Here is a 23,985-nt window from a genome sequence, read left to right on the forward strand (position 1 = left end):
CCACTGTGGGGTGCTCCGGCGCCGGGGCCGCGGGCGGCGTCGAAGTTGGGGTCAGCTGTCGCCCTCGCGTTCGCCGAGGGTGACGTCCGCCGTGCGGGTCTTGCCGTCTCGGGTGTACGTGAGGGTGACCTTGTCGCCGGGGAGGTGGGTCCAGATCTCGCCGATGAGGGTGGGGCCGCTGTCGATGACGTGGTCGTCGAGCTTGGTGATGACGTCACCGGGCTTGAGGCCGGCCTTGTCGGCGGGGCCGTTCGCGGTGATGGAGTTCGAGCCGCCCTCACCGGAGTTGGTGATCTTCGCTCCGCCCGTGCCCTCCTCCAGGGAGACCGAGGCGCCGATCACCGGATACACCGGCTTGCCGGTCCTGATCAGCTGCTGGGCCACGTTCTTGGCCTGGTTGATCGGGATGGCGAAGCCGAGGCCGATGGAGCCCGCCTGGCCGGAGCCGAAGCTGCCGCTCCCGGCGGACTGGATGGCCGAGTTGATGCCGATGACGTTGCCCCGCGCGTCGAGGAGCGGGCCGCCGGAGTTGCCCGGGTTGATCGACGCGTCCGTCTGCAGGGCGCTCATGTAGGAGGCCTTGCTGCCGGAGGAGCCGTCGCTGGAGGCCACCGGACGGTTCTTGGCGCTGATGATGCCCGTCGTGACCGTGTTGGAGAGGCCGAAGGGCGCGCCGATCGCGATCGTCGAGTCGCCCACCGCGACCTTGTCCGAGTCGCCGAGCGTCAGCGGCTGCAGGTTCGACGGGGCGTTCTTGAGCTTGATGACCGCCACGTCGTAGCCCTGCGCGTGGCCGACGACCTCCGCGGCGTACTTCTTGCCGTCCGGGAAGGTGGCCGACACCTTGCCGCCGTCGACGGCCTCCGCCACCACGTGGTTGTTGGTGACGATGTGGCCTTCCTTGTCGAACACGAAGCCGGTGCCCGTGCCGCCGTCGCCGTCGCTGTTCGACGCCTCGATGGTCACCGTGCTCGGCAGCGCGGAGGAGGCCACGGCGGCGACCGTGCCGGCGGCGCGCTTGACGTCCCCGCCGTTCTGGGAGGCCGAAACGGTCGTGGAACCCGTGGAGTTGTCGTTACGGTCGGCCAGTGTGTAGCCGATTCCTCCGCCGACGCCACCCGCGACCAGCGCGGCCACGAGGATCGCGGCGATCAGACCGCCCCGCTTCCGGCCCGCCGGCTTGGGCGCGGGCTGCTGCGTCTGCTGCCACGAGGAGCCCCAGCCGCCGTCACCGGGCCCGCCGGGACCGCCGGTGCCACCGGCTCCTCCGGCCGCGCCCGTGTCCGCGTAGGCGCCACCGCCTCCACCATGGCCGTTGTCCGCGTACGACGGGACCGCGGGCGGTGCCGGAGGGGGCCAGGAGGCGTCGGGCGCGGAGGACGCGGTCCCACCGTGAGCCTGTCCGTAACCAGCGCCGGGCGTCTGGCCCATGCCGTATCCCTGACCCGAGGCCGCCGCGTACCCCGGTGCCCCGGCGGACACCAGCTCCGGGTGCGGCTGCTGCGCCACCGGCTGCTGCGCCGTCTGCTGATGAGCCACCGACTGCTGCGCCACCGACTGCTGCGCCGTCTGCTGATGAGCCACCGGCTGATGAGCCACCGACTGCTGCGCGGTCGGGTGCTGCAGCACCGGCTGCTCGGCCGTCGGGTGCTGGCCCACCGGCTGCTCCGGCTGCGGCACCAGCGGCTGCACCGCGGTCGCACCCGGCTCCGGGGCCGTCGGCGGGACCGGCGGGAGCTGGGTCGTCGGTGCGTTGTCGGCGCTCGTTCCGCCGACGGGCGCCGCGGCGGAGGAATCCGCCGGGGCCGCGCCGGGCTCGGGCGCCGGGGTCTGCGCGGAGGCAGCGGGAGTTTCCACCGGCACGGGAGGTGCGGACGGGGCCGGGGGTACCGGGGTGCCCTCGTTCTCGGTGCTCACAGCTTTTCTCCTCGATCCACGGCTTTACCTTGTCGGCGGTCGACTGTTCTTGGTCGCGCATCGGACTGTGCGCAATTTTGTATGGGGTCAGCTTTTCCCACGAGCCGTCAGGGCACCATAAGCGGTGCCTGTGGGTCCGGGACCATCCTTTATATAGGATCTATCGGACTAATAACGCGTACTGTGCGTACGGACCCGGTCGTCCACGGTCACCGCCCACGCGTACCCCGTCCCGGTGGCACCATGACGCGGTGACCCACGTACGACAGCTCCCGATTCAGGTCGTCGCCCACCGGGGGGCCTCCGAGGCGGCCCCCGAGCACACCCTGGCCGCGTACAAGAAGGCGATCGAGGACGGCGCCGACGCCCTCGAATGCGATGTACGGCTGACGGCGGACGGCCACCTCGTCTGTGTCCACGACCGGCGCGTCAACCGTACGTCGAACGGCCGGGGTGCGGTCTCCGCGCTGGAGCTCGCCGACCTGGCGGCCCTGGACTTCGGCTCCTGGAAGAACGGCGACGAGGCCCCCGACTGGGAGGTCACCCCCGAGGACCGGGCCGACACCTCCGTCCTCACTCTCGAACGGCTGCTCGAACTCGTGGCCGACGCGGGGCGCCGCGTGGAACTGGCCATCGAGACCAAGCACCCCACCCGCTGGGCGGGCCAGGTCGAGGAGCGGTTGCTGGTCCTGCTGAAGCGGTTCGGGCTGGACGCCCCGGGGTCGGCCGCCGAGTCACCGGTACGGATCATGAGCTTCTCGGCCCGCTCGCTGCAGCGCGTCCGCGTCGCGTCCCCGACCCTGCCGACGGTGTACCTGATGCAGTTCGTCTCCCCCAGGCTGCGCGACGGACGGCTGCCGAACGGCGTCCGGATCGCGGGCCCCTCCATCCGGATCGTGCGCAGTCACCCCGCCTACATCGAGCGACTGAAGGACGCCGGCCACCAGGTGCACGTGTGGACCGTGAACGAGCCCCAGGACGTCGACCTCTGCGTAGGGCTGGGTGTCGACGCCATCATCACCAACCGCCCCCGCGCGGTGCTCCACCAGCTCAGCCGCTGACCGGGTGACGCCCTCAGGACCCGCGCGGCCCCGTCGGGTCCCACCAACCGCACGGACTCCCACAACCTCCGACACACCGATTCCGACAGCTTCCAACACCGCACCCGGAGCAGTTTCGAACACGCCGCTGTTCACAGCTGCGACCACCGCACCGCCCGCCTTCACCACGCCTGCGCGGCACTTGACGGAGGTAAGAATTCCGCCAAGTCGGCCGATCCACTACCGGGGACAAGTCGGCATATCGGGGACGTAATTCAGCCAGTCGGCTACGGGGAGTGCACCGGCGCGTTCGGACCGTATTCGATCGTCGCGAGTGCGTCAGAGCACGTGTTCCGGCCGGTTTCCGGTCCAGTCCTATGGGGCATTCACACCGTGGCGTGGGGCGAAGGAGGTCTCGGGGGTGGCGTTGGTGGTGGCACAGGAGGTGCCCACGTCGTCGAGCATGGCCGTACCCCATGGCCCTGCGGGCGTGGGGGAAGCGAGGCACCGGATGCGCGATCAGTTGCGCGACGGCGGTGTGGCGGACACGGTCATCGACGATGCCCTGCTGATCCTTTCCGAACTGCTCAGCAACGCCTGCAAACACGGCAGGCCGCTGGGCGACGCGCTGGCCGGCGACGGCGACGTGCGCTGCGCCTGGCGCATGGATCCCACCGGGCGCCTCACGGTCGAGGTGACGGACGGCGGTGGTCCGACCCGTCCGGTTCCGTCCACGCCCTCGGTCACCGCACACGGCGGCCGCGGGCTCAACATCGTCACGGCACTGGCGGACGACTGGGGCGTGCGCGACGACGCCCGCGGCGAGGTCACGGTGTGGGTCGTCGTCCAGGACGACATCTACCGCGCCCACCGCAGGGACGACTTCGCCAGCCGCGTCGTCGCCCCATCGGTCTCCACCGTTCCCGACCTGGACTTCGCGGACGCGTTCGACGACCTGGACTGACCGGGGCGGCCCGGTGCCGGGCGTACGCAACCGGGCCCGAACCACCGGTTCCGGGACGACTCGGTGCGTTGTCCACAGGGTCCCGTCGGTCGTCGTACGAGCGGCTAGGCTCGCGCCAGTACGAGACGAGCCGTGATCGGGAGACACCCACGATGGCCAAGAAGCGACCCCACACGAAGGCCAAGCGCCCGCAGGGCACCGGCGGAGTCGGCGCCGCAGGCGCCGATGGGCAGGTCCCGGTGGTCGGCGCGCGCGAGCAATGCCCCTGCGGCAGCGGCCGCCGCTACAAGGCCTGCCACGGCCGGGCCGCCGCCCAGGCGGTGACCGAGCTGGTGCAGCGCCCCTTCGAGGGCCTGCCGGGCGAGGCCGACTGGATCGCGCTGCGCGAGCTGGTGCCCGCCGCCACCGTCGAGCTGAAGCTGAAGGACGCGCTCCCGGAGGGTGTGCCGTCGGTGACGCTGGCCACCGTGCTGCCCATGGCCTGGCCCGCGCTGCGCCGCGACGACGGCTCCGTGCTGCTCGGCCTGCAGAACGACACGTCGTCCGGTGACATCAGCCGCGACCTCGCCGACACCCTCCGGCGCGCCCTCGCGGCCGACCCGGGCACCCCGGTCCAGGGCCGGCGCGCCCCGGCCGACGGACCGCGTCTGCAGGACCTGCTGGACCCCGAAGGAAAGTTCGAGCCAGTTGTGCACACCGGCTTCGAGTTCTGGGTCCCGGACACGGAGAACACGACCCCGGAGGTGACCGCCTCCCTGGAGCGCGCCAACTCCGCGGCGATCCCGACTGTGAAGCTCGCGGGCGTGGACGCGGCGTACTGGTGCGAGACCCCCGACAAGAACCATTTGCGATGGGTCATGCCGCATGCCGAGGAGCGGCTCCTCGACGCGCTCGCCCGGCTGCACGCGGCGGGGCGCTCCAGCCTCGGCGAGGGCACCCGCCTGGTCGGTTCCTTCCGTGCTCACGGCCTCACCGTCCCGGTCTGGGACCTCCCGAGCGGGGTCGGCGCGGACGACGTGGAGAAGCCGGCGGCCGAGTTCGCCGAGCGGCTCGCCACGGCGCTGGCCGACGAGTCCCCGCTCACCCCGGACGAGCGCCGGGCGCGCGGCGGGCTCACCAACCGCCAGGTGACGCTCAGTTGACGGTGCGCACCGGCGCCGACCGCGCGGGCGGCTGACCGAGTGCGCTCGAGATGTGGTGACTCCTGTCACAACTCCTCTACGTGACAAGCAAATTCGTGTCCGAATAGCCAAGACCGAATTTGCGAAGCGCCGATCTCTTGTTACGGTTTCATTAGCCCGGTTGCTGGTGCATCCCCCGTCGCCAGCAACCGGGTCTTCTCATGCCCGGGGTCCCTGGATGCCTCCGCCGCACCGACCCCGCTCGGCCTCAACGCCCTTGCGAACGCCCTGAGTTGCTGCCTGAGCGCAGCAGCAGCGGTCCCTCGCCGTCCGGTGCGGCGAACTCCGCCACGGCCGTGTACGCCCCCAGCACGCCCCGCGTGCGCTCCCTGGGCGTCTCGCACGCCCCCGGCTCGTCGTGCGCGCCCACGGCGCAGTGCATCCGTACGGTGTGACCGCCGGGCGCCATCATGCTGAGCACCGAACTCAGCTCACGTCCCGTGGCGTTGCGGTAGTACGTGCGGGCCCAGGTCTGCTCGCCCTGAGTGAGGACACAGGTCTGCGCCTCGATGCCGTCGGGGGAGGTGAGTTCGGGGCCGCAACGGGTGGCCGTGGCGATTCCGATGCCGAGCAGGCGCCGCGCGGAGTGCGCGCGGTCGTCCGCCGTGTCGGCGGCGCCGTCCGCCGCCTTTCCGTCCGCCCCGCCCGGTCTCCCCGGCCCGCCCAGGTGGCCGGAGGACTTCTCGGCGGATCCTCCGGACCCGTCGCCGATCCGGCCCGGCCCGGCGGGAGCCCGTTCCGGCGTGAGGACGCGGTCGGAGGTGAGAGCAGGCTCGGTCGTGTGTACGTCGTCGAGAGGGCCCGCGGAGGCGGCGAGGGGCAGGCCGAGCGCGACGGCGACCGCGGCGGTCAGGCCCGCGAGACGGAGTCGGCGCGGATCGGGCCCGCCGCGCGCCGACTCGGGTGCTCTGAGGCTCCAGGGCGGGGGAGCGCTGTGGCGACCGCGCGGAGGGGCCCCGCGGCCCCCGGGAAGACGCTGCATGTGCGGAAGATAACGACCGACCGGGGGCACCCGGCCCCGCGCGCGCCGGGCGCGCTCAGAACTCGGGCGCGCTCACACCCGTACGAGTGAGGGCGTCGACGACCGCGTCCACGACCGCCTCGACGTCGGGTACCCAGGGCGCGGCCGAACCGGGCAGCGGGGCCCGCTCCCAGCGGATCAGACCGTGACCGGTCTCGGAGGGGGGCAGTGCCAGATAGCCGCCCTCGCTGTGGAAGCGGAGCGAGCCGGGCACGAAGTCCTTGGCGTAGAGCAGCTCGCCCAACTGCTCCATGGAGTACGGCGCGACGAGGATCGCCCAGCGGTGCGGGGCCGCGACCACGGGACCGAGGCGCATGCCGGTGCGGTCGAGCGCGGCGAGGGCACGGGAGGCGGCGAGGGCCGGCAGGCTCACCGCGCAGGGGGCGGTGCCACCGGTGGCCAGCACGATCGGCGCCGTCGGGCGGTTGCCCCACCACCAGCGGACCATGCGCTCGTCGGTGGTGGCGGCCAGCAGGCCGGGGTCGAAGGGGTGAGCGCCGGGCACCACGCACTCCGGGTCCGGGCAGCCGCAGCGGGCACGCCCCTGCGGGTCCGGCGCCACACCCGGGAGTACGGGCCACTGCCATTCCGTCGCGAACGTCAGGGCCTGCTCAAGAAGCTCGGGCCTCCCGCCGCTGCGCCTGGACAGGAGCCTGCGTCGCTTTCCGGGGATCTCGCGCATGAGCGCTCGTCCTTTCCGTTGCACGCATGGCAACACCGTGGGTCACATCACAACATGTGTCGTTCACTGCACTGTGCGTACCTGCTGGCGCATCACACCCCTGTCGCGGACAAGGGGAACCCCTGCGGGCCGGGCTCGGTTACGTCCGCGTCCATCGCTTGCGTCGACTTGCGTCTGTCAAAAGCATGGGCATGGCGTAGGGGTGGCGGCGCCTGGCGTTTTGCCGTCTCGCATGTGCTCGCCGCCTCCGCCACGGGAGGATGGGGCTCGGTCGTCGGTGGATAGGACGCCCGGTTCCGTCGCCAGGTTCCGTGGCCTCCGCCACCCCTGACCTTCTCCGAGTACGTACCCATCACGACCGCTGTGACGCTCTGTTGAACAAGGCCAGTCGACCTCAATACACCGTTCACCACAACACTTTTTGGCCAACTTTGCTTTACCCGAAGGAATGGACAACGGGTTGACCGGTGTCCAACAGTGCCTCACGGACACCAGATATCCCAGCAGGACAATGCTGGACATCCCCTCACGAGTGCGTGTACATGTGGAGAGACTGCTAGCGGCGCAGAATGACATGGGGGTTTGCGATGCTTTTGAGCAATACGCACCGGTCGGAAAGCCGGACACCATGAACGCCCCTCACCCTCCGAAAGTGGCTGGAATCGATTCAACGGTTCCCTCCCCCGCACACACTGTCGCGCCCGCGCCCGCAGCCCCTGGTTCCCCACCGGCCCCTTCCGCCACAGGACCGGGCACCGCTCCCGGGGCCGTTCTGCAGGACAGACTCGCGGGCTGGGTCTCGGATCTCACGACGCTGCACGAACTCACCGAACGTCTGACCCGCACGGACTCACTCGACAGCGCGCTGGAGGAGACCCTGCGCGCCGGAGCCGCACTGGTCGGTGCCCGCCGCGGTCTCGTCGTCCTGGAACCGGCCGGCGGACTCGGCCCGGACACCACCGTGGGGCTCGGTCTCGGCCGCGCCGACCTCGGTCACATCGAGACCGTGCCGCGCAGCTCCCTGGCGTACGGCCGCATTCTCGACGGACTGCCGGGCGGCGACCGCGAGATCGCCCAGCCCGACCTGTTCGCCGAGGACGGACTCGACCCCCGCCACCGCGAGGTCGCCGCCCGGCTCGGTTACGCGGCGAGTTACGCGCTCCCCCTGTCCACCGAGCGCGCCGGCCGGCTCGGCGCCGCCGTCTGGCTGTACGACGAGCCCGCGGAGCCGGTCGAGCGGCAGCGGCACCTCGTCGGGCTCTACACGCGCTACGCCGCCGAGCACCTGGCCCGGCTCGCCGAGGTCGAGCGCACGCGCGCCGCCATGGCCACCATCGCCGAGGAACTGCTGCCCTCCCGGCTGCCCCGGGTCGCCGGCGTCCAGCTCGCCGCCCGGCACCGCACCGGACCGCGCGGCGGAGGCGACTGGTACGACGCGCTGCCGCTGCCCGACGCCGCGCTCGGCCTCGCGGTCGGCTCGGTCACGGGGTCGGGGCCCAGCGCGATCGCCGCGATGGGGCGGCTGCGGGCCTCGCTGCGGGCGTACGCCGTGATGGAGGGCGAGGACCCCGTCGCCGTCCTGTCCGACCTGGAGCTGCTGCTGCGCCTGACGGAGCCCGCCCGCTCCGCCACCGCGCTCTTCGCCTACGTGGAGCCCGCGCTGCGCAAGATCACGCTCGCCGGGGCGGGGCACAGCCCGCCGCTGGTGATCGGCGAGCGGCGTACCGAGTTCGTGGAGACCTCGCTGTCCGCGCCGCTGGGCATGCTCGCCTGCTGGGAGGCGCCGAGCGTGGAGCTGACCGCCCATTCAGGAGAAACCGTCCTGCTGTACACCGACGGCCTTCTCCAGCGCACCGGCGAACCCGTCGACCGCGCCTTCGCCCGGCTGCACGCGGCCGCGGCCGGCGTCCCCCGGGCCCTGCGCACCGACCCCGGCGCCATCGCCGACCACGTCCTGGGCACCGTCCTGCCGGAGCGGCTCGACGCGGCCGACGGCACCGAGGACGTGGTGCTGCTGGCGGCGCGGTTCGAGTAGACCCGGCGGCCCCTTCTTCGAGTACCGGTCACCGGTCCCTCCCGGCTGCCTGCCGTGAGGGACCGGTGACCCCTCGTGAGAGGTGCCTCGACCGCCCCTGGTCCCCCGTGGTGCGACCGTACGATGGACGCGGTCCAGTGCCGTACCTAGGAGGATGACCGTGGCGGACGAGCTCGAACCGGCGACCCCGGAGACCGAGGCGACCGAAGCCGAGGAGCCGATCAAGCAGCGGAAGAACGGCCTGTACCCGGGCGTGTCCGACGAGCTGGCCGAGAACATGAAGTCCGGCTGGGCCGACACCGAGCTGCACGGCCTGGAGCCGATCGCCCAGGCCGCGGAGACCGCCGCCCGTCGCGCCGCGCTCTCCGCGCGCTTCCCGGGCGAGCGTCTGGTGATCCCCTCGGGCAACCTCAAGACCCGCTCGAACGACACCGAGTACCCCTTCCGGGCCTCGGTCGAGTACGCCTACCTCACCGGCAACCAGACGGAGGACGGCGTCCTCGTCCTGGAGCCGACGGGCGCCGAGGGCCACGAGGCGACGATCTACCTCCTGCCCCGCTCCGACCGGGAGAACGGCGAGTTCTGGCTCTCCGGCCAGGGCGAGCTGTGGGTCGGGCGGCGGCACTCGCTGACCGAGTCGGCGCAGCTGTACGGCATCCCCGCGGGCGACGTGCGCGAACTCGCCGACAGGCTGCGCGAGGCCACCGGCCCGGTGCGGGTGGTCCGCGGGTACGACGCCGGCATCGAGGCGGCGCTCCACGACAAGGTCACCGCCGAGCGCGACACCGAGCTGCGGGTCTTCCTCTCCGAGGCGCGGCTGGTCAAGGACGCCTTCGAGATCGGCGAGCTGCAGAAGGCGGTCGACTCGACCGTGCGCGGCTTCGAGGACGTCGTACGGGTGCTGGACAAGGCCGAGGCCACCTCGGAGCGGTACATCGAGGGAACGTTCTTCCTGCGCGCCCGGGTCGAGGGCAACGATGTCGGCTACGGCTCCATCTGTGCCGCCGGACCGCACGCCACGACGCTGCACTGGGTTCGCAACGACGGTCCGGTGCGCTCCGGCGACCTGCTCCTGCTGGACGCGGGCGTCGAGACGCACACGTACTACACGGCCGACGTGACCCGGACCCTGCCGGTCAGCGGCACGTTCAGCGAGATCCAGAAGAAGATCTACGACGCCGTGTACGACGCGCAGGAGGCCGGGATCGCCGCCGTGCGGCCCGGCGGCAAGTACCGCGACTTCCATGACGCGGCGCAGCACGTGCTGGCCGAGCGGCTGGTCGCGTGGGGGCTCGTCGAGGGGCCCGTGGAGCGGGTCCTGGAGCTGGGCCTCCAGCGGCGCTGGACCCTGCACGGCACGGGTCACATGCTCGGCATGGACGTCCACGACTGCGCCGCCGCGCGCGTCGAGTCCTACGTCGACGGGACGCTGGAGCCGGGGATGGTGCTCACGGTCGAGCCCGGCCTGTACTTCCAGGCGGACGACCTCACCGTGCCCGAGGAGTACCGGGGCATCGGCGTCCGGATCGAGGACGACATCCTGGTGACGGAGGAGGGCAACCGCAACCTCAGCGCCGGGCTGCCGCGACGCTCCGCCGAGGTCGAGCGGTGGATGGCCTCGCTGCGGGGTTCGCGGGACTGAGGGGCCGGTTGTTCGTCTCGTTCGTCCGCGGGTGAGTGGGGGCTGGTCGCGCAGTTCCCACCGGACCCGCGGATGGGGGTCGAGGGGCGCAGCCCCTCACGGATGGGCCGGGTAGGGCGGCGGGGCGAGGAACCCTATGCGGCCACCCTCGCGGCAGCGACAGGCAGCGCGTCCACGAACAACGCGCCCGCCAGCAGAGCCCCACTCCCACGAGGACTCCACCCCCGCCCCCGGAGATCCGTGTCGAGGGCGGTCAGCGCCGCCCGCCCCGCGTCCGTCGCCGTACCCCCCGCCTCGACCACCGCCCGTGCCCCGGCCTGCACCCGCCGCAACCCGTGCGGCCCGGCGGTGTACAGCAGTTCGGTGTCCTGGAGCGTGGACATCACCGTGACAAGCGCGTCGAGTCGGGCGTCCCCCTCCGGCGTTCCCATGCCGCGGGCCCCGGCCAGCACGTCCAACGCCCGCCGCACATGGGGGAATCCGGCGCGGGCCTCGCCCCGGGCGCCGGCCGCGCCGTACTGCGCGGAGACCGAGGAACCTCGGGAGGGGCGCCGGGGCGCGCGCCGGTCGGGATGGGCGACGATCTGCTTGGCCATGGCGGTGAGTTCACGCCCACGCGCGCCCGGCTCCATGGCCGCGGCGGCGACCAGCAGACCCAGCACCCAGGTGGCACCGCGATGCCCGCCTCCGGCGAGCCGCACCGAGTGCTCGGTGCAGCGTCCGATCGCACCGAGTTCGGCCCGGAGCCCAGGGGTCGGGGCGCCGTTGCGACGGGCACAGGCCGCCATCGCGGTGAGGCCCGGCACCAGGGCCTTCGCCGACCAGCGCAGGGCGCGGTGGTCCCGGCCGGTCACGCGGGCGCCGAGGTCGCGCGGGTCGGGCAGGCCGGGCTGGGGGGTCAGTTCCAACTGTCGGGTGAGGGCGGCCACCGCGGCCCGTGCCAGCGTCTCGTCCTCGCGGCTGCTCACGCGCGCCCCCTACGAGACTGTCTCGGAGTCGGTCGCGCCGTCCGCCGGGGCGCCCGTGGGGGGCTCGCCGGACGGGGGAGCACCGCCCTCGCCACCGCCGCCGGCGCCGGTGTTCTCGGCGTCCGGGTCGATGCCGAGGGTGAGGGAGCCCTGGTAACCGCGGGCGGGGTTCGCCTTCTTCACGGCCTTGAGGGTGAGCAGGCCGCCGACGGCGCCGCCACCGTCGTAGACCGTGTCGTCGTCGAGGGTGGTGTAGCTGCCGCTGTGCCGGGAGTACGGCTCCAGCGTGAAGACCTCCTGGGCGATCTCGTCGTCGAAGAAGAACTGGCCCGTGTGGTTGACCTTGCCGCCCTCGTAGGTGCCGTCCTCCTTCTCCCCTCCGGTGTGCACCTTCACATGGATGTGGCAGGTGCGCGGGGTGTACCAACCGGGGAAGATCGTCTCGAACTTGACGACGCCGTTCGCGTTGGCGATCTGGTAGCCGCGTAGATAGGTGCCGTCGTCGGCGGTCGAACCGTCCTCGCTCTCGGCGGGTGCCGAGCCGCCGGGGTTCGCGGTCGTGTAGCCGGAGTAGTAGCCCCAGGCGTCGCAGTGCCAGATCTCCACGGCCGCGCCGGGGACCGGGGTGCAGCCGTCGGTGGCGTCCACCACCGTCAGGCGGAGCGTCAGGGGAACACCGCTCTTGCCTTCGGTGATGTCCTTGCGGACGAGGGCGCCGTCCAGGTAGTACGGGCCCTCGGTGACGCTGGACATCAGTGTCATGCACGCGCTGCCGGCAGTCGTCGCGGACGCCGTGGCGTTGGTGTCGACGCTGCTCGTGTTCTCGTCCGCGAACGCCGACCGGTATCCGGCGGCCACCAGCCCGCCGGCGGCGACCGTGCCTCCGGTCACCGCGAGAGCGCGGCGCCGGGTGAGCGTCTTGCGTGTGTGGTTTCCCGTCATGGCGGCGACGCTAGGGACGCACCCCGTCAGGGGGCTGAGGTCCGGCTGTGCGCGGACTGAGAGTGCCGGGAGGCCGCAGCGGCCCCGGAACGAGACCGTCCGGCCGCCCCGCCCGCGCCAAATCCTGCGGATGAGACGGTTCTCACGTTTGCCGTTCCGTATACGGACGAGGCTTGTGTTGCCGTTCGAAGCACTCCTCGGCGTCGGCTATGTTCTGGTCGCGACCAGCAGTCGGCCGGATAATCGGCGTCGCCGGTCCGATCGGACGCCAACTTCTTCTGCCGCCGACGCCCGAGTGAGAAATTCCTGTCGGCAACCGCTTCATCGAGCCGCAAGACCGCAACCCGTCGGTTTCCACGCACAGATTGATGAGGTCTTCATGAACGCATCCCTCGACCCCACGGCCGCAGAGTCGGGTTCCACGGCCGCCGTCGGTCCGGAGCGGGTGTCCCTGGTGCAGTTGGCGGCGCGGAGCAAGGGCGCGCAGTCGCCCGCTCTGACCCGTGTGGTGTCGAACGGTGTCGAACGGACAGGCCCCGGACGGGTCGCGGTGGCGGCCTTCCAGTCCTCCGTCTGACACCGCCCGTACCGGCCGCACCCCTGTGACCGTCATGGACCGACCGCCCCTGCCCCTGCGCCAGTTCGTGCTGAAGATGCACAGTCGCTGCGATCTCGCGTGCGACCACTGCTACGTGTACGAACACGCGGATCAGAGCTGGCGCGGTCGGCCCCGGGTGATGTCGGACCTCGTCCTGCGCGCCACGGCGGAACGCGTCGCCGAGCACGCGAAGACCCATGGGCTCGCCACCGTCCACGTCGTGCTGCACGGCGGCGAGCCCCTCCTCGCGGGCCGGGCCCGGCTGCGCGCGGCCGCCACACACCTCACGGCGGCCCTCGACGGCGTGTGCGAGCTGGATCTGCGGATCCACACCAACGCCGTCACGCTCGACGAGCGGTTCCTGGACCTGTTCGACGAGTTCGGCATCAAGGTCGGCGTCTCGCTGGACGGCGACCGGGCCGCGAACGACCTGCACCGGCGCTACGCCGACGGCCGCAGCAGCCACGACCGGGTCCTCAGGGCCGTCGCCCTGCTCGGCCGGCCCCGCTACCGCCACCTCTTCGCGGGCCTCCTCTGCACGATCGACCTGCGCAACGACCCGGTCGCCGTGCACGACGCGCTCGCCGAACTCACCCCGCCCCGCGTCGACTTCCTGCTTCCGCACGCCACCTGGGAGGCTCCCCCTCCGCGCCCCGCCGACGACGTCGACGGCACCGCGTACGCGCGCTGGCTGCTGGCCGTCCACGACCGCTGGACCGCGACCGGACGGCCCATGGAGGTCAGGATCTTCGACTCGGTGCTGCGGACCCTGCGCGGCGAGAGCAGTCTGACCGAGTCGCTGGGGCTGGACCCGGCCGACCTCGCCGTGATCGAGACCGACGGGACCTTCGAACAGGCCGACTCCCTGAAGACCGCCCACCAAGGGGCCCCCGCGACCGGCCTGGACGTGTTCTCCCACTCCCTGGACGAGGTCGCCGCGCACCCCGGGATCGTGGCCCGGCAGCAGGGCCTCGACGGGCTGGCCCCGCACTGCCGTTCCTGTCCGGTGGTGCGCTCCTGCGGCGGCGGTCTCTACGCCCACCGCTACCGCTCCGACGGCAGCGGATTCGACAACCCCTCCGTGTACTGCTCCGATCTGCTGTCCCTCATCACCGACCTCCGGGACCGCCACATGAGCGACCAGTCCGCACCGCCCGTGCTCGCCCAGACCCTCCTGGACGAACTGGCCACGGGCGGCGGCACGGACACCACGGTGGACCTGCTGGCCCGTCACCAACTCGCCCTGGGCCGTGAGCTGCTGGGCCAGGTACGGCACGGGACGACACGCGCACCGGCGGACGGGGACGCCGAGGGCGCCGAGGAGGCGTGGGACACGCTCACCGCCCTCGACAGCGCGGCCCCCGAGGCCGTGGACACGGTCCTCGCCCACCCCTACGTACGGCCCTGGGCCCTCGCCTCCCTCGTGGCCGGCCCGCGGTCGGGAGCGGCGGAGCCGGCCTCGACGGCCGTCCGCGGGCTCGCGGAGATCGCCGCCGCCGCGGCGGTGCGCGCCGGGCATCCGGCGGCGGTCGTCGTCCCGGTCCACGACGGGCTGCTGCGGCTGCCCTCGCTCGGGACGCTGACGGTGGAGTCGGGCGCCGGGCGGGCCGTGGTGCGCGCGACCGCCGACGGCTTCACGGTCCGCACGGACGACCGGACGTACACCGTGGCCCGCACCGGACCGGAGGACCCCGCCTGGCGGGGGAGCCGGCGGTTCGAGCTGGACGGCTGGTCCGTGGCCCTGGAGGACACCGACCCCTGGCGTGCCTGCCACGGGCACCCGGCGCACCCCCGGCTCACCGAGGGGGAGGCCGGGGCGTGGCGGGCCGACCTGACCGTGGCCTGGGCCTGGATCCGCCGTGAACTGCCCCGCTACGCGCCGGGGATCGCGGCGGGGCTCCGGGTGATCACCCCGCTGCGGCCCTCCTCCGAGAGCGCCGACATCAGCTCGGCGGCCCGCGACGCCTTCGGGGCCGTGGCCATCGCCCGCCCCGCCGAGCCGGAGACGCTGGCGCTGCTCCTCGTCCATGAGTTCCAGCATGTGAAGCTGGGCGCGGTCCTGGACCTGACGGACCTGTACGACCCGGCGTGCGAGGAGCGGTTCTACGCGCCCTGGCGCCCCGACCCGCGCCCGGTGGAGGGGCTGCTGCAGGGGACGTACGCCCATCTCGCGGTGGTCGACTTCTGGCTGGCCCGGTGGCGGAGCGGCGGCGGGCTCCCGGCCGAGACCCGGTTCTCCCGGTGGCGGGACCAGACGGCGGAGGCGGTGGACACCCTGGCGGGGTCGGCGGCGCTGACGGAGGCCGGGGAACGGTTCGTCACGGGGCTGCGGCGGGCACTGCCCGGGGACGAGGTGAGCGCGGACGCGCGGCGGGCGGCCCGGCGGGAGGCGGAGGAGCACCGGCGGACCGTACTGCCGTAGGGGAAGTGCCCGCTGCTTCCGCTTGCGTGTTCGAGGCTCGCGCAATTCCCCCCCCCGGCGCCGGGACATTGGGCCCGTTCGTCATATTCCACGTGCCCCTGCCCGCTTCCTACACTGAGGAAAGTCACCGGGCATCGGGGGGCACGGGTGCGAGGAGATGCGGCCAGCGGCGGGGGAAGCCCTTATTTCTTCCTGAGTTATGCGCACACCCCGCGCAACGACGCCGGTGACACCGATCCGAACATCTGGGTGAAGAAGCTGTACGACGGACTGTGCGCGCACATCATGCAGATGACCGATCTGCCGCGCGGCGCACGGGCCGGGTTCCTCGACCAGGGCATGGCGGTCGGCACCCGCTGGACGGACGAGCTGTCGGAGAACCTCGCGCGCTGCAAGGTGTTCGTGCCGCTGTACTCGCCGCGCTACTTCATCAGCGAACAGTGCGGGCGCGAGTGGTGGGCCTTCTCCCAGCGCCAGATCAGCCACCGGGCACGCGGCGGGGCCGCCCGGGAGCACGCGATCATCCCCGCGTTATGGGTGCCCGTGGAACCCGTCCAGCTGCCGCACGCGGCGAAGGACCTGCAGTTCAACCACGTCTCCTTCGGCCAGGACTACGCGGAGGAGGGGTTCTACGGGCTGACCAAACTCCGGTACCTGCGGGACGAGTACGAGCGGGCCCTGTACCGGCTGGCCAAGCAGATCGTGCACGTGGCCAGGGTGACCGAGCTGGACGAGGGACGGATGTACGACGAGTACGAGTCGCTGCCCAGCGCGTTCGGCACCTCGGGACACCCCCCGGAGTTCGACATCACGGTCCTTGCGTGCACCCGCTCCGACCTGCCCCCGGGCCGTGGACCCGACTGCTACGGCACGCTGCCGCGCGACTGGAACCCGTACCACCCGGCGTCGGCCCGGCCGCTCGGCGAACACGCGGCCGACCTGGTGCGCACCATGGACTACAAGGTGAACATCGGGGACTTCGAGAAGGACGCCGACCGGCTGCTCGGGCCCGGCCCGCCCCGGGCGCCCGGACTGCTGCTGCTGGACCGGTGGGCGCTGGGCTCGGCCCGGGGCCGGGAGCTGCTGGAACGATTGTGCGAGGAACAGCGGCCGTGGATCAGCGTGATGATCCCCAGGTGCGAGGACGACGCCGGTCCGGCCCGGGAGAAGAGACTGACGGCGCTCACCGAGCGGGCCCTGGCCGCCCGCATGACGGAGGGCAGCGGGCACCGCACCCTCAACGGCGGCATCCGCACCCTGGACGCCTTCGGCAACGAACTGCAGACGGCCGTGAAGCAGGCCGTCGCCTCCTACGAGGCACACGCGCGGACCTATCCGCCGGCGGGACCCCGCATCGAACCCCCGCGGCTGAGGGGTCCGGCGGACCTGGGCGGCTGACGCCCGGTGTCACCGGGACGCACGGGGAGCACGGGGAGCACGGCAAGGCGGGCGGGTCGGACAGGGCGGGTCGGACAGGGCGGAGGACGGCGGGCCATGACGGAGAACCGCAACGGCACGGTGATCACGTTCTACTCGTACAAGGGCGGGACCGGGCGGACCATGACGCTCGCGAACGTGGCGTGGATCCTGGCCGCGGGCGGACACCGCGTCCTGGCCGTCGACTGGGACCTGGAGGCACCCGGGCTGCACAAGTTCTTCCACCCCTTCCTGAACCCCGCGATGCTCCGGGCGACCCCCGGACTGAGCAACCTCATCGGCGACTACCGCCGCGAGGCCCTGCGCGACCTGCCCGGCCGCGCCCCGGACTGGCACCGCCGGTACGCCCGCGTCCGGCCGCACGCGCTGACCCTCGACTGGTCGTTCCCGGACGGCGGCAGCCTGGACTTCCTGTCCGCCGGCCGTCGGCACGACGACTACCCGATGATCGGCAACATGGACTGGGACCTGTTCTACTCCAGTTACGGCGGCGGCCGGTTCTTCGAGGCGATGCGCGCGGACATGCGGCGCCACTACGACTACACCCTGATCGACAGCCGTACCGGACTCAGCGACCTCGCCGACGTCTGCACCGTGCAGATGCCCAACACCCTGGTCGTCTGCTACACCCTCAGCGGCCAGAGCATCGAGGGCGCCGCGGCCGTCGCGCAGAGCGTCAGGGAGCGGTTCGGCCACAAGGGCATCCGCATCCTGCCCCTCGCCATGCGCATCGACCTCGGCGAGAAGGACAAGCTCGACGCGGGACGCGCCCTGGCCCGGGAGCGCTTCGCCGGGCTGCCGGCCGGCCTGGACGGCGAGCGGCTCACCGACTACTGGTCGTCGATGGAGGTCCTCTACCAGCCGTACTACGCCTACGAGGAGATCCTCGCGGCCTTCGGCGACCCGCCGAAGACGGCCAACTCCATGCTCAGCGCCTGCGAACGGGTCACCTCCGTCGTCTCCGAGGGCAGGGTCACCCGGCTGCCCGTGATCGGCGAGGAGAAGCGGGCCCGGTACAAGGCCGCGTACACCCGGCGGCGGCCCCTGCCCGTCTCCCGGCTGGTGCTGTACTACGTCTCCGAGGACCGGATGTGGGTGGACTGGCTGGAGTCGGTGCTGCGCGGCGCGGGGTTCGAGGTGGTGCCCATGGACGTCCGGGAGCTGCCGCAGCACGCCGACGGGATGCCCGGGGACGAGGGCCGCACCGGGACCGGCACCGGCGGCGCGGACACGCACCCGGACGCGGACGCGGAGGCGGACGGTGACTCGGAACGGCTGCTCGCCGTGGTCTCCCCCGCCTTCCTCAACTCCCGGCGGGCCCGCCGGGCCTGGGACGACGCGGTACGCGCCGGGGGGCGCAAGCCCCGGAACCGGCCGGTGGCGGTGCGGGTCGACGACGTCCGGCTCAGCCTGCCGCACTCCGGCCGGGGCGCCATCGACCTGACCCGGCTGGACGAGGAGCGGGCGTACACCACGCTGCTGACCGGCCTCGACCACCCGGACATCCTGCCCGCGCCGCCCGGCGGCACCGCGCGCTTCCCCTGCACCGGCACCCGGATCTCCAACGTCCAGCCCCGCTACCCGTGGTTCACCGGCCGCTCACCGATCCTGGACCGGCTGCGTGAGCGCCTGGTCAGCGGCCGCTCCGGACAGCGGCTGCCGCAGGTGCTGCACGGCCTGGGCGGGGTGGGCAAGTCCCAGCTGGCCCGCGAGTACGCGCACCGGTTCAAGGCCGACTACGACCTGGTGTGGTGGATCGACGCCGAGCAGCCGGACCTGGTCCTGCCGAAGGTGGCCGCGCTCGCCCAGGAGCTGGACCTGCCCGTCGGCGACGACGTCGCCGAGGCGGCCGAGGCGGCGATGGCGGCGCTGCGGCAGGGGGACCCGTGCGAGCGGTGGCTGCTGATCTTCGACAACGTCCCCGACCTGGACAAGGCGCTGCACCTCTTCCCGGAGCGTTCGGCGCCCCTGCCCGGCCATGTCTACGGCCACGTCCTGGTCACCACCCGCGCCCGGCCCGCCTCGACCGCGGTCCAGTCACTGGAGATGGAGGTCTTCACCCGCGAGGAGAGCGTGGAGCACCTGTGCCGCCGGGTGCCGGGACTGCACGAGGGCGACGCGGACCGGGTCGCGGACGCGCTGGGCGACCTGCCGCTCGCCGTGGAGGTCGCGGCGGCCTGGCTGGAGACGACGGCCACCCCGGTGGAGGAGTACATCGAGCAGCTGAGGGAGCAGTCCACGCGGGTGCTGTCGGTGCAGGAGGCCGTGGACGCGGTCGAGTACCCGTCCTCCGTGGGCGCCACCTGGAACATCTCCATCGCCCGGCTGCGCGAGGAGTCACCGGCCGCCGCCCGGCTCCTCGAACTGTGCGCCTTCTTCGCCGCCGAGCCCATCTCGATGTCCCTGATCAGCAGCGACGCGATGATCGACGCGCTCCTGCCGTACGACCCGGACCTGCGGGCGCGCTACATGCTCGGCCGCGTCACCCAGGCCCTGAACCGTCTCGCGCTCGCCAAGGTCGACTCGGCCGACAACTCGATCCAGGTGCACCGGCTGGTGCAGGCGGCGGTGCGCGACAGCCTGGACGACCAGCGGCACCTGGAGACCATGCACGAGGTGCACCGCATCCTGGCCGCCGCGCGGCCCAGCGAGGGCGCCGTGGACGATCCCGCGCAGTGGCCCGGCCTCGAGGTGATCTGGCCCCATCTGACCCCGTCGAACATCCGTTCCTGCACCAAGGACGAGCCGCGCCAGCTGATGGTGGACCGTGTCCGCTACCTGAACAGGCGGGGAGAACTGCAGGCCGCGCGGACCCAGGCCACCCAGTTGCACGAGCTGTGGACCGACGCGTTCGGGGACCGGGACGACGAGCAGATCCTCAACCTGCGGTTCCAGCTCGCGAACGTCCTGCGGGCCCAGGGCGACTACCAGGCCGCCGTCGCCATGGACGAGAGCACCCGGGACGGCAGGCGGCGGCTGTTCGGCGAGGCCCATCCGACCGTCCTCATCGCCTCCGGCAGCGTCGCCGCCGACTACCGGGCGCTGGGCCGGTTCAAGGAAGCCCTGGAGCTGGACACACGGATCCACCAGGGCTTCGCGGCCGTCTTCGGCGAGGACCATCCGAGGACGCTGTCCGCCGCCAACAACCTCGCCATCGACTTCCGGCTGGCCGGCGACAGCGAGGCCGCCCGCCGTCTCGACGAGGACACGGTCCGCCGCCGCACCGCCTTGCTGGGCCCGACGCACCCGTACACCCTCGCCACCAAGGGGCTCCACGCACGCGATCTGCGTGACCTCGGCGACTACCGGACCTCCGCCGAATTCCTGCGCGAGGTGCGCGAGGGGTTCGAGCAGGTGTTCAACCCGGGGGTACCGGAGGTCCTCCAGGCCGACAAGAGCCTCGCCGTCTCCCTGCGCAAGGCGGGCCGCACCGCCGAGGCGCTGCGGATCACGGAGGAGACCTGGAAGACGTACGCCCGCTACCACGACCGCTACGGCAGCACGATCCCCGAGGTCCTCGCCTGCGGACTCAACCTCGCCGCGGACTACTACGCCACGGACGCCGAGGACGGTCCCGCGCGGGCGGTCCGGCAGGTCGAGGAGGTGCTCGACGGATACCGGGACTCGTTCGGCGCCGAACACCCGTTCACCATGTACTGCTTCAACAACCTCGCCATGTACCACCGGGCCCTCGGCAACACGGAGACGGCCGAGGAGCTGAGCCGCCACGCCCGCGACTGCCTGGCCGCCACCCTCGGGGACGACCACCCGTCCGTGCTGTCCGCCGGCCTCAACCTGGCCAACACCTACGGGGACCGCGGGCTGCACGACCGGGCCGAGCACTGGGAACGCCGGGCCGTCGACGGACTGCGCCGGCGGTTCGGCCCGGACCACCCCGATGTGCTGGTCGGCATGGGCAATCTGGCGGTCACCCTGCGGGACACCGGCCGGGAGGAGGCCGTACAGCTCCAGGAGAAGGCGGTGACCCGGCTGACCCATCTGCTGGGCAGGGCCCACCCGGTCACCACGCTGGTCCGGTCCTGGCAGCGCGTGGGACGGGACCTGGAGCCGCACCAGATCTGACGGTCAGGGGGACGCGCGTGCGCTACACCGCCACCAGCGGAGCGTCCTCGCGCCACTTCAGGATCTTGTCGAAGCTGACGACCGCGCCGCCGTGGTCCGGTTTGTTGCCGATGTGGACGTGGTCGGCCAGCTCGCGGATGAGACACAGCCCGCGCCCGTTCTCGGCGTCGCCGTGGGCCTGGGCCGGGCGGACCGGCGGGCGGTGCGGGAAGCCGGGGCCGGAGTCCGCGACCTCGATACGGCACTTCTCGCCGTCGAGGTAGGCGGTGACCCGGTACGCCTCGGTGGTGGCGCCGGCCGAGAGCCCTCCGCCGTGCTCGACAGCGTTGGCGCAGGCCTCGCTGAGGGCGACGGAGAGGTCGTAGGAGACGTCCGGGTCGACACCCGCCGTCTCCATCGTCCCGATCAGCAGCCGCCGGGCGAGCGGCACGCTCGCAGCCTCACGCCGCAAATGGAGTGACCACCAGATGCTCATGCTCCAGCCTCCCGGCCGCGGCTCGACATACCGTTACGTATTGCCGCCGAGAGCACCGCGCAATCGCCCGGGCGCGGTCCGTCCGCCCATACGGCGGATGCGAACCCCGCACATTCGGTGTATGCGGACCGAACCCTTCCGAATCACCTGCCACTCCGTGCACACCAGGCCATGGCTTCGCGGGACCGGAGGCGCTGTCCGGGCACGAGGACGGGCGAGGCTGGCGAGCGGGAGGGGCGCGGCGGTTCCAGGGCCGCTGGACGACAGCGCGGTTTGCTGTGGCCCCTCTCCTCCGGAGCACCGTTCCGGGGGACTGCCGGTGACGGGGCGCGACGCCTCGCTGGCCGCGTAGGTGCTGTGGAGGGCTCGGCCGTCCCGGACACGGGGCGGCGAGACGCCGGGAAGCGCGTGGCCCTCGCTCCCGAGATCGCGGGTCCCCGCCCTCGACCCCGGTGGGACAGCGCACCACACAAGGTCGCTGGGCACCACGTATCCGCCCGCAGGCCGCTGGGCACCCCCATCCCCCAGGGGCGCGGGGAACTGCGCGACCAGCCCCATCCGGCCCGCACCCGCCGACGTCCCACCGGCCACCCCCTCCCTCCGACCGCACCCACACCCCCACCTGAACACCGCCTCCCTCACCCCCGTACCTCCCGCCATGAACCCGCCGAACCCAGCGGAGCGCCCCGGTGCGATGATGGGCCCGCCATGACTGCCCCCCGCCCGCACCGGCCGACCGCCCCGCGCCCCGCGCGCGCCGGAGGTGAACTCCGGGTCCTACGGGCCGCGGTGTTCGCCGCGGTCTGTGTCGCGCTGGCCGCGGCCGGTCACGCGCTCGCCTCGTGCGCGGCGATCCCGCTGTGGACCCTGGGCATCGGTTTCGTCGGCGTCTTCTCCGTCGCGGCCGCCCTGGCCGGACGGGAACGCTCCCTGCCGGGCATCGCGGCGACGCTGGCGGTGGGCCAGACCCTGCTGCACGGTCTGTTCGGACTGGGCCAGCACGGACCGACGGCCGCGTCACGGACCGCGGAGGCCATGGACGCGGCGCTCGTCGAGCGCGCCGCCCGCTTCGTGTGCGGCACGACCGCGGCGGCCCTGAGCCCCGTCCAGGCACGGCGCATCCTCGTCGACGCCGGGGTCGGCGGCACGCACGCCGCGCACGCGCCGGCGGACACGATGACGACCAGGGCGGGCTCCTCCGCCACCCTGCTGCCGTCGCTGCCCATGATGCTCGGCCATGTGCTCGCTGCCGTGGCCGCCGGGTGGCTGCTCCGCCACGGCGACCTGGCGCTGCTGCGCCTGGCCCGCCTCGCGGCCCACGAGCCGCTCGTGCGGTCCCTGCGTGGCGCGCTCGCGCTGGCGCGGGTCCTGCGGGCGGGGCTTCCGAGTACGCCGGAGGCCGCGACCCGCGCCCCGCGCGCCGGGTACGCGCCGCCCGCGAGCCCACGGACGACCGCCCTGCAGCACACACTCGTCCGGCGAGGCCCTCCGCCCGCCGCACCCGCCTTCGCCCTCGCCGCCTGACACGACGCCCGCTCACTCCACACCGGGGAGACGGGAGTCCGTCGGCGTACGGCGTCGACGCACGCGCGCATCCGCCTCGGCTTCCGGGCTCGGCCCCGGTCGGCGTTCACGGTCGCGCGCCCCCTCGTCCCCTCACCTTTCTCACTCACTGTGGAGTGTCACCAGTCATGAAGGCTTCTCGTATCGCCGCCGTCGGCGCCCTCGCCGGTTCGGCCGTCCTCCTCCTGTCCGGTCCCGCGTTCGCGCACGTCAGCGTCGCGGCGGAAGGCACCGCGGCCAAGGGCGGATACGCGACCGTCAACTTCAAGGTCCCCAACGAGCGCGACGACGCCACGACCACCAAGCTCGAGGTGAACTTCCCGACCGACCACCCGCTCGCCTCGGCCCAGCCGGAGGCCGTGCCGGGCTGGGACATCAAGGTCACCAAGGCCAAGCTCGACAAGCCCCTCGAACTGCACGGCGAGCAGATCGACGAAGCCGTCTCCAAGATCACGTGGACCGCCGACGGAGCCGGCATCAAGGCCGGCTTCTTCCAGAAGTTCCCGGTCTCCATCGGCCAGCTCCCCGAGAACACCGACGAACTGGTCTTCAAGGCGATCCAGACGTACTCCAACAAGGAGGTCGTCCGCTGGATCGAGGTGCCCAAGGACGGCGAGGACGAGCCCGAGAACCCGGCCCCCGTGCTCGCGCTGTCGGCCGCCTCCGCGGACCACCACGGCTCGTCCGGCGCCTCGACCGCCTCCGACGAGTCCGAGAACGCCGACGACGCCGACGACGCCAAGGCCGCCTCGAAGGAGACCGCCGCCGAGCCCGCCGCCACGAGCGACACCACCGCCCGTGTCCTCGGCGTCGTCGGCATCGTCGTCGGCGCCGCGGGTGTCGCGTACGGCGTCCTGGCCGGCCGCCGCCGCACGAACGCCTGAGCCTCCGGCTTCCCGGCCCCTCCCCCTCGGGGGGGCGCGGGGGGTCGGCCGGCCGGGGCGGGGGGGGGACACACACTACAATAAAAGACACACCCGCACACACAACAAAAAACAGAAGCGGCGGGCCGCCC

At 72.6% G+C, this 23,985-nt stretch carries 17 protein-coding genes; 11 read left to right on the forward strand and 6 right to left on the reverse strand.

The genetic code is table 11. The annotated features are described in order from the left end of the window. Positions 1-51: 51 nt before the first annotated feature. Positions 52-1,917, reverse strand: coding sequence for a trypsin-like peptidase domain-containing protein (locus ACFU5F_RS38480; RefSeq protein WP_383897816.1), 1,866 nt, complete (start codon positions 1,915-1,917; stop codon positions 52-54). Between the two features lie 251 nt (positions 1,918-2,168). On the opposite strand from ACFU5F_RS38480, the gene ACFU5F_RS38485 reads away from it, so the two are divergent. The 3 genes from ACFU5F_RS38485 (at position 2,169) to ACFU5F_RS38495 (ending at position 5,063) form a co-directional block, all read left to right on the forward strand. Beyond that, entirely contained in the window at positions 2,169-2,978 is an 810-nt protein-coding gene (locus ACFU5F_RS38485; protein WP_383897819.1) for a glycerophosphodiester phosphodiesterase, read from the forward strand. 313 nt (positions 2,979-3,291) lie between these two features. Continuing rightward, positions 3,292-3,921 carry an ATP-binding protein gene (locus tag ACFU5F_RS38490; protein WP_383897820.1) on the forward strand — a complete coding sequence of 210 codons (630 nt, stop codon included), beginning with the start codon at positions 3,292-3,294 and terminating at the stop codon, positions 3,919-3,921. Between the two features lie 152 nt (positions 3,922-4,073). Continuing rightward, positions 4,074-5,063, forward strand: a complete 990-nt coding sequence (locus ACFU5F_RS38495) for a DUF5926 family protein (RefSeq protein WP_383897821.1) — start codon at positions 4,074-4,076, stop codon at positions 5,061-5,063. A gap of 247 nt (positions 5,064-5,310) precedes the next feature. Here the strand turns inward: ACFU5F_RS38495 and ACFU5F_RS38500 are convergent, their stop codons facing one another. Further along, positions 5,311-6,084, reverse strand: a complete 774-nt coding sequence (locus tag ACFU5F_RS38500) for a hypothetical protein (protein WP_383897823.1) — start codon at positions 6,082-6,084, stop codon at positions 5,311-5,313. 55 nt (positions 6,085-6,139) lie between these two features. Beyond that, positions 6,140-6,805, reverse strand: a complete 666-nt coding sequence (locus ACFU5F_RS38505; RefSeq protein ID WP_013002323.1) for a bifunctional DNA primase/polymerase — start codon at positions 6,803-6,805, stop codon at positions 6,140-6,142. 511 nt (positions 6,806-7,316) lie between these two features. Between ACFU5F_RS38505 and ACFU5F_RS38510 the strand changes: the two genes are divergently transcribed. Both ACFU5F_RS38510 and ACFU5F_RS38515 read left to right on the forward strand, forming a co-directional pair. Next, positions 7,317-8,840, forward strand: coding sequence for a PP2C family protein-serine/threonine phosphatase (locus ACFU5F_RS38510; RefSeq protein ID WP_383897825.1), 1,524 nt, complete (start codon positions 7,317-7,319; stop codon positions 8,838-8,840). Positions 8,841-9,000: 160 nt separating this feature from the next. Further along, the gene (locus ACFU5F_RS38515; protein ID WP_383897827.1) at positions 9,001-10,482 is read left to right on the forward strand and encodes an aminopeptidase P family protein; all 1,482 of its coding nucleotides are present in this window, start codon (positions 9,001-9,003) and stop codon (positions 10,480-10,482) included. A 134-nt stretch (positions 10,483-10,616) separates the two neighbouring features. On the opposite strand, the gene ACFU5F_RS38520 is transcribed toward ACFU5F_RS38515, so the two are convergent. Then, the gene (locus tag ACFU5F_RS38520) at positions 10,617-11,450 is read right to left on the reverse strand and encodes a triphosphoribosyl-dephospho-CoA synthase (protein WP_383897829.1); all 834 of its coding nucleotides are present in this window, start codon (positions 11,448-11,450) and stop codon (positions 10,617-10,619) included. A gap of 9 nt (positions 11,451-11,459) precedes the next feature. Then, entirely contained in the window at positions 11,460-12,392 is a 933-nt protein-coding gene (locus ACFU5F_RS38525) for an intradiol ring-cleavage dioxygenase (RefSeq protein ID WP_383897831.1), read from the reverse strand. Positions 12,393-12,771: 379 nt separating this feature from the next. Between ACFU5F_RS38525 and fxsA the strand changes: the two genes are divergently transcribed. The 4 genes from fxsA (at position 12,772) to fxsT (ending at position 20,932) form a co-directional block, all read left to right on the forward strand. Continuing rightward, complete coding sequence (gene fxsA, locus ACFU5F_RS38530) at positions 12,772-12,969, forward strand: FxSxx-COOH cyclophane-containing RiPP peptide (protein WP_383897833.1); 198 nt, start codon at positions 12,772-12,774, stop codon at positions 12,967-12,969. Positions 12,970-13,003: 34 nt separating this feature from the next. Next, positions 13,004-15,412, forward strand: a complete 2,409-nt coding sequence (locus tag ACFU5F_RS38535) for an FxsB family cyclophane-forming radical SAM/SPASM peptide maturase (protein WP_383897835.1) — start codon at positions 13,004-13,006, stop codon at positions 15,410-15,412. A gap of 147 nt (positions 15,413-15,559) precedes the next feature. Then, positions 15,560-16,810 carry a TIR-like protein FxsC gene (locus ACFU5F_RS38540; RefSeq protein WP_383897837.1) on the forward strand — a complete coding sequence of 417 codons (1,251 nt, stop codon included), beginning with the start codon at positions 15,560-15,562 and terminating at the stop codon, positions 16,808-16,810. Positions 16,811-16,906: 96 nt separating this feature from the next. Continuing rightward, entirely contained in the window at positions 16,907-20,932 is a 4,026-nt protein-coding gene (gene fxsT, locus ACFU5F_RS38545; protein ID WP_383897839.1) for an FxSxx-COOH system tetratricopeptide repeat protein, read from the forward strand. Positions 20,933-20,954: 22 nt separating this feature from the next. Here fxsT and ACFU5F_RS38550 read toward each other — a convergent pair whose 3' ends face one another. Next, a complete protein-coding gene (locus tag ACFU5F_RS38550; protein ID WP_383897841.1) occupies positions 20,955-21,407 on the reverse strand; it encodes an ATP-binding protein in 453 nt (150 codons plus the stop codon). 708 nt (positions 21,408-22,115) lie between these two features. Between ACFU5F_RS38550 and ACFU5F_RS38555 the strand changes: the two genes are divergently transcribed. Continuing rightward, on the forward strand, positions 22,116-22,931 hold the full coding sequence (locus ACFU5F_RS38555) for a hypothetical protein (RefSeq protein WP_383897843.1): 816 nt from the start codon (positions 22,116-22,118) through the stop codon (positions 22,929-22,931). Positions 22,932-23,098: 167 nt separating this feature from the next. Next, complete coding sequence (locus ACFU5F_RS38560; protein WP_383897845.1) at positions 23,099-23,854, forward strand: YcnI family protein; 756 nt, start codon at positions 23,099-23,101, stop codon at positions 23,852-23,854. Positions 23,855-23,985: the final 131 nt, after the last annotated feature.

This window comes from Streptomyces sp. NPDC057438 (assembly GCF_042802995.1).
Classification (GTDB): domain Bacteria; phylum Actinomycetota; class Actinomycetes; order Streptomycetales; family Streptomycetaceae; genus Streptomyces.

Excerpts from the sequence above, each read along its gene's own strand:
- ACFU5F_RS38495 (WP_383897821.1), top strand. The coding sequence starts at position 4,074 with ATGGCCAAGAAGCGACCCCACACGAAGGCCAAGCGCCCGCAGGGCACC.
- ACFU5F_RS38500 (WP_383897823.1), bottom strand. The coding sequence starts at position 6,084 with ATGCAGCGTCTTCCCGGGGGCCGCGGGGCCCCTCCGCGCGGTCGCCAC.
- ACFU5F_RS38505 (WP_013002323.1), bottom strand. The coding sequence starts at position 6,805 with ATGCGCGAGATCCCCGGAAAGCGACGCAGGCTCCTGTCCAGGCGCAGC.
- ACFU5F_RS38510 (WP_383897825.1), top strand. The coding sequence starts at position 7,317 with ATGCTGGACATCCCCTCACGAGTGCGTGTACATGTGGAGAGACTGCTA.
- ACFU5F_RS38525 (WP_383897831.1), bottom strand. The coding sequence starts at position 12,392 with ATGACGGGAAACCACACACGCAAGACGCTCACCCGGCGCCGCGCTCTC.
- fxsA (WP_383897833.1), top strand. The coding sequence starts at position 12,772 with ATGAACGCATCCCTCGACCCCACGGCCGCAGAGTCGGGTTCCACGGCC.
- ACFU5F_RS38535 (WP_383897835.1), top strand. The coding sequence starts at position 13,004 with ATGGACCGACCGCCCCTGCCCCTGCGCCAGTTCGTGCTGAAGATGCAC.
- fxsT (WP_383897839.1), top strand. The coding sequence starts at position 16,907 with ATGACGGAGAACCGCAACGGCACGGTGATCACGTTCTACTCGTACAAG.
- ACFU5F_RS38550 (WP_383897841.1), bottom strand. The coding sequence starts at position 21,407 with ATGAGCATCTGGTGGTCACTCCATTTGCGGCGTGAGGCTGCGAGCGTG.
- ACFU5F_RS38555 (WP_383897843.1), top strand. The coding sequence starts at position 22,116 with ATGACTGCCCCCCGCCCGCACCGGCCGACCGCCCCGCGCCCCGCGCGC.
- ACFU5F_RS38560 (WP_383897845.1), top strand. The coding sequence starts at position 23,099 with ATGAAGGCTTCTCGTATCGCCGCCGTCGGCGCCCTCGCCGGTTCGGCC.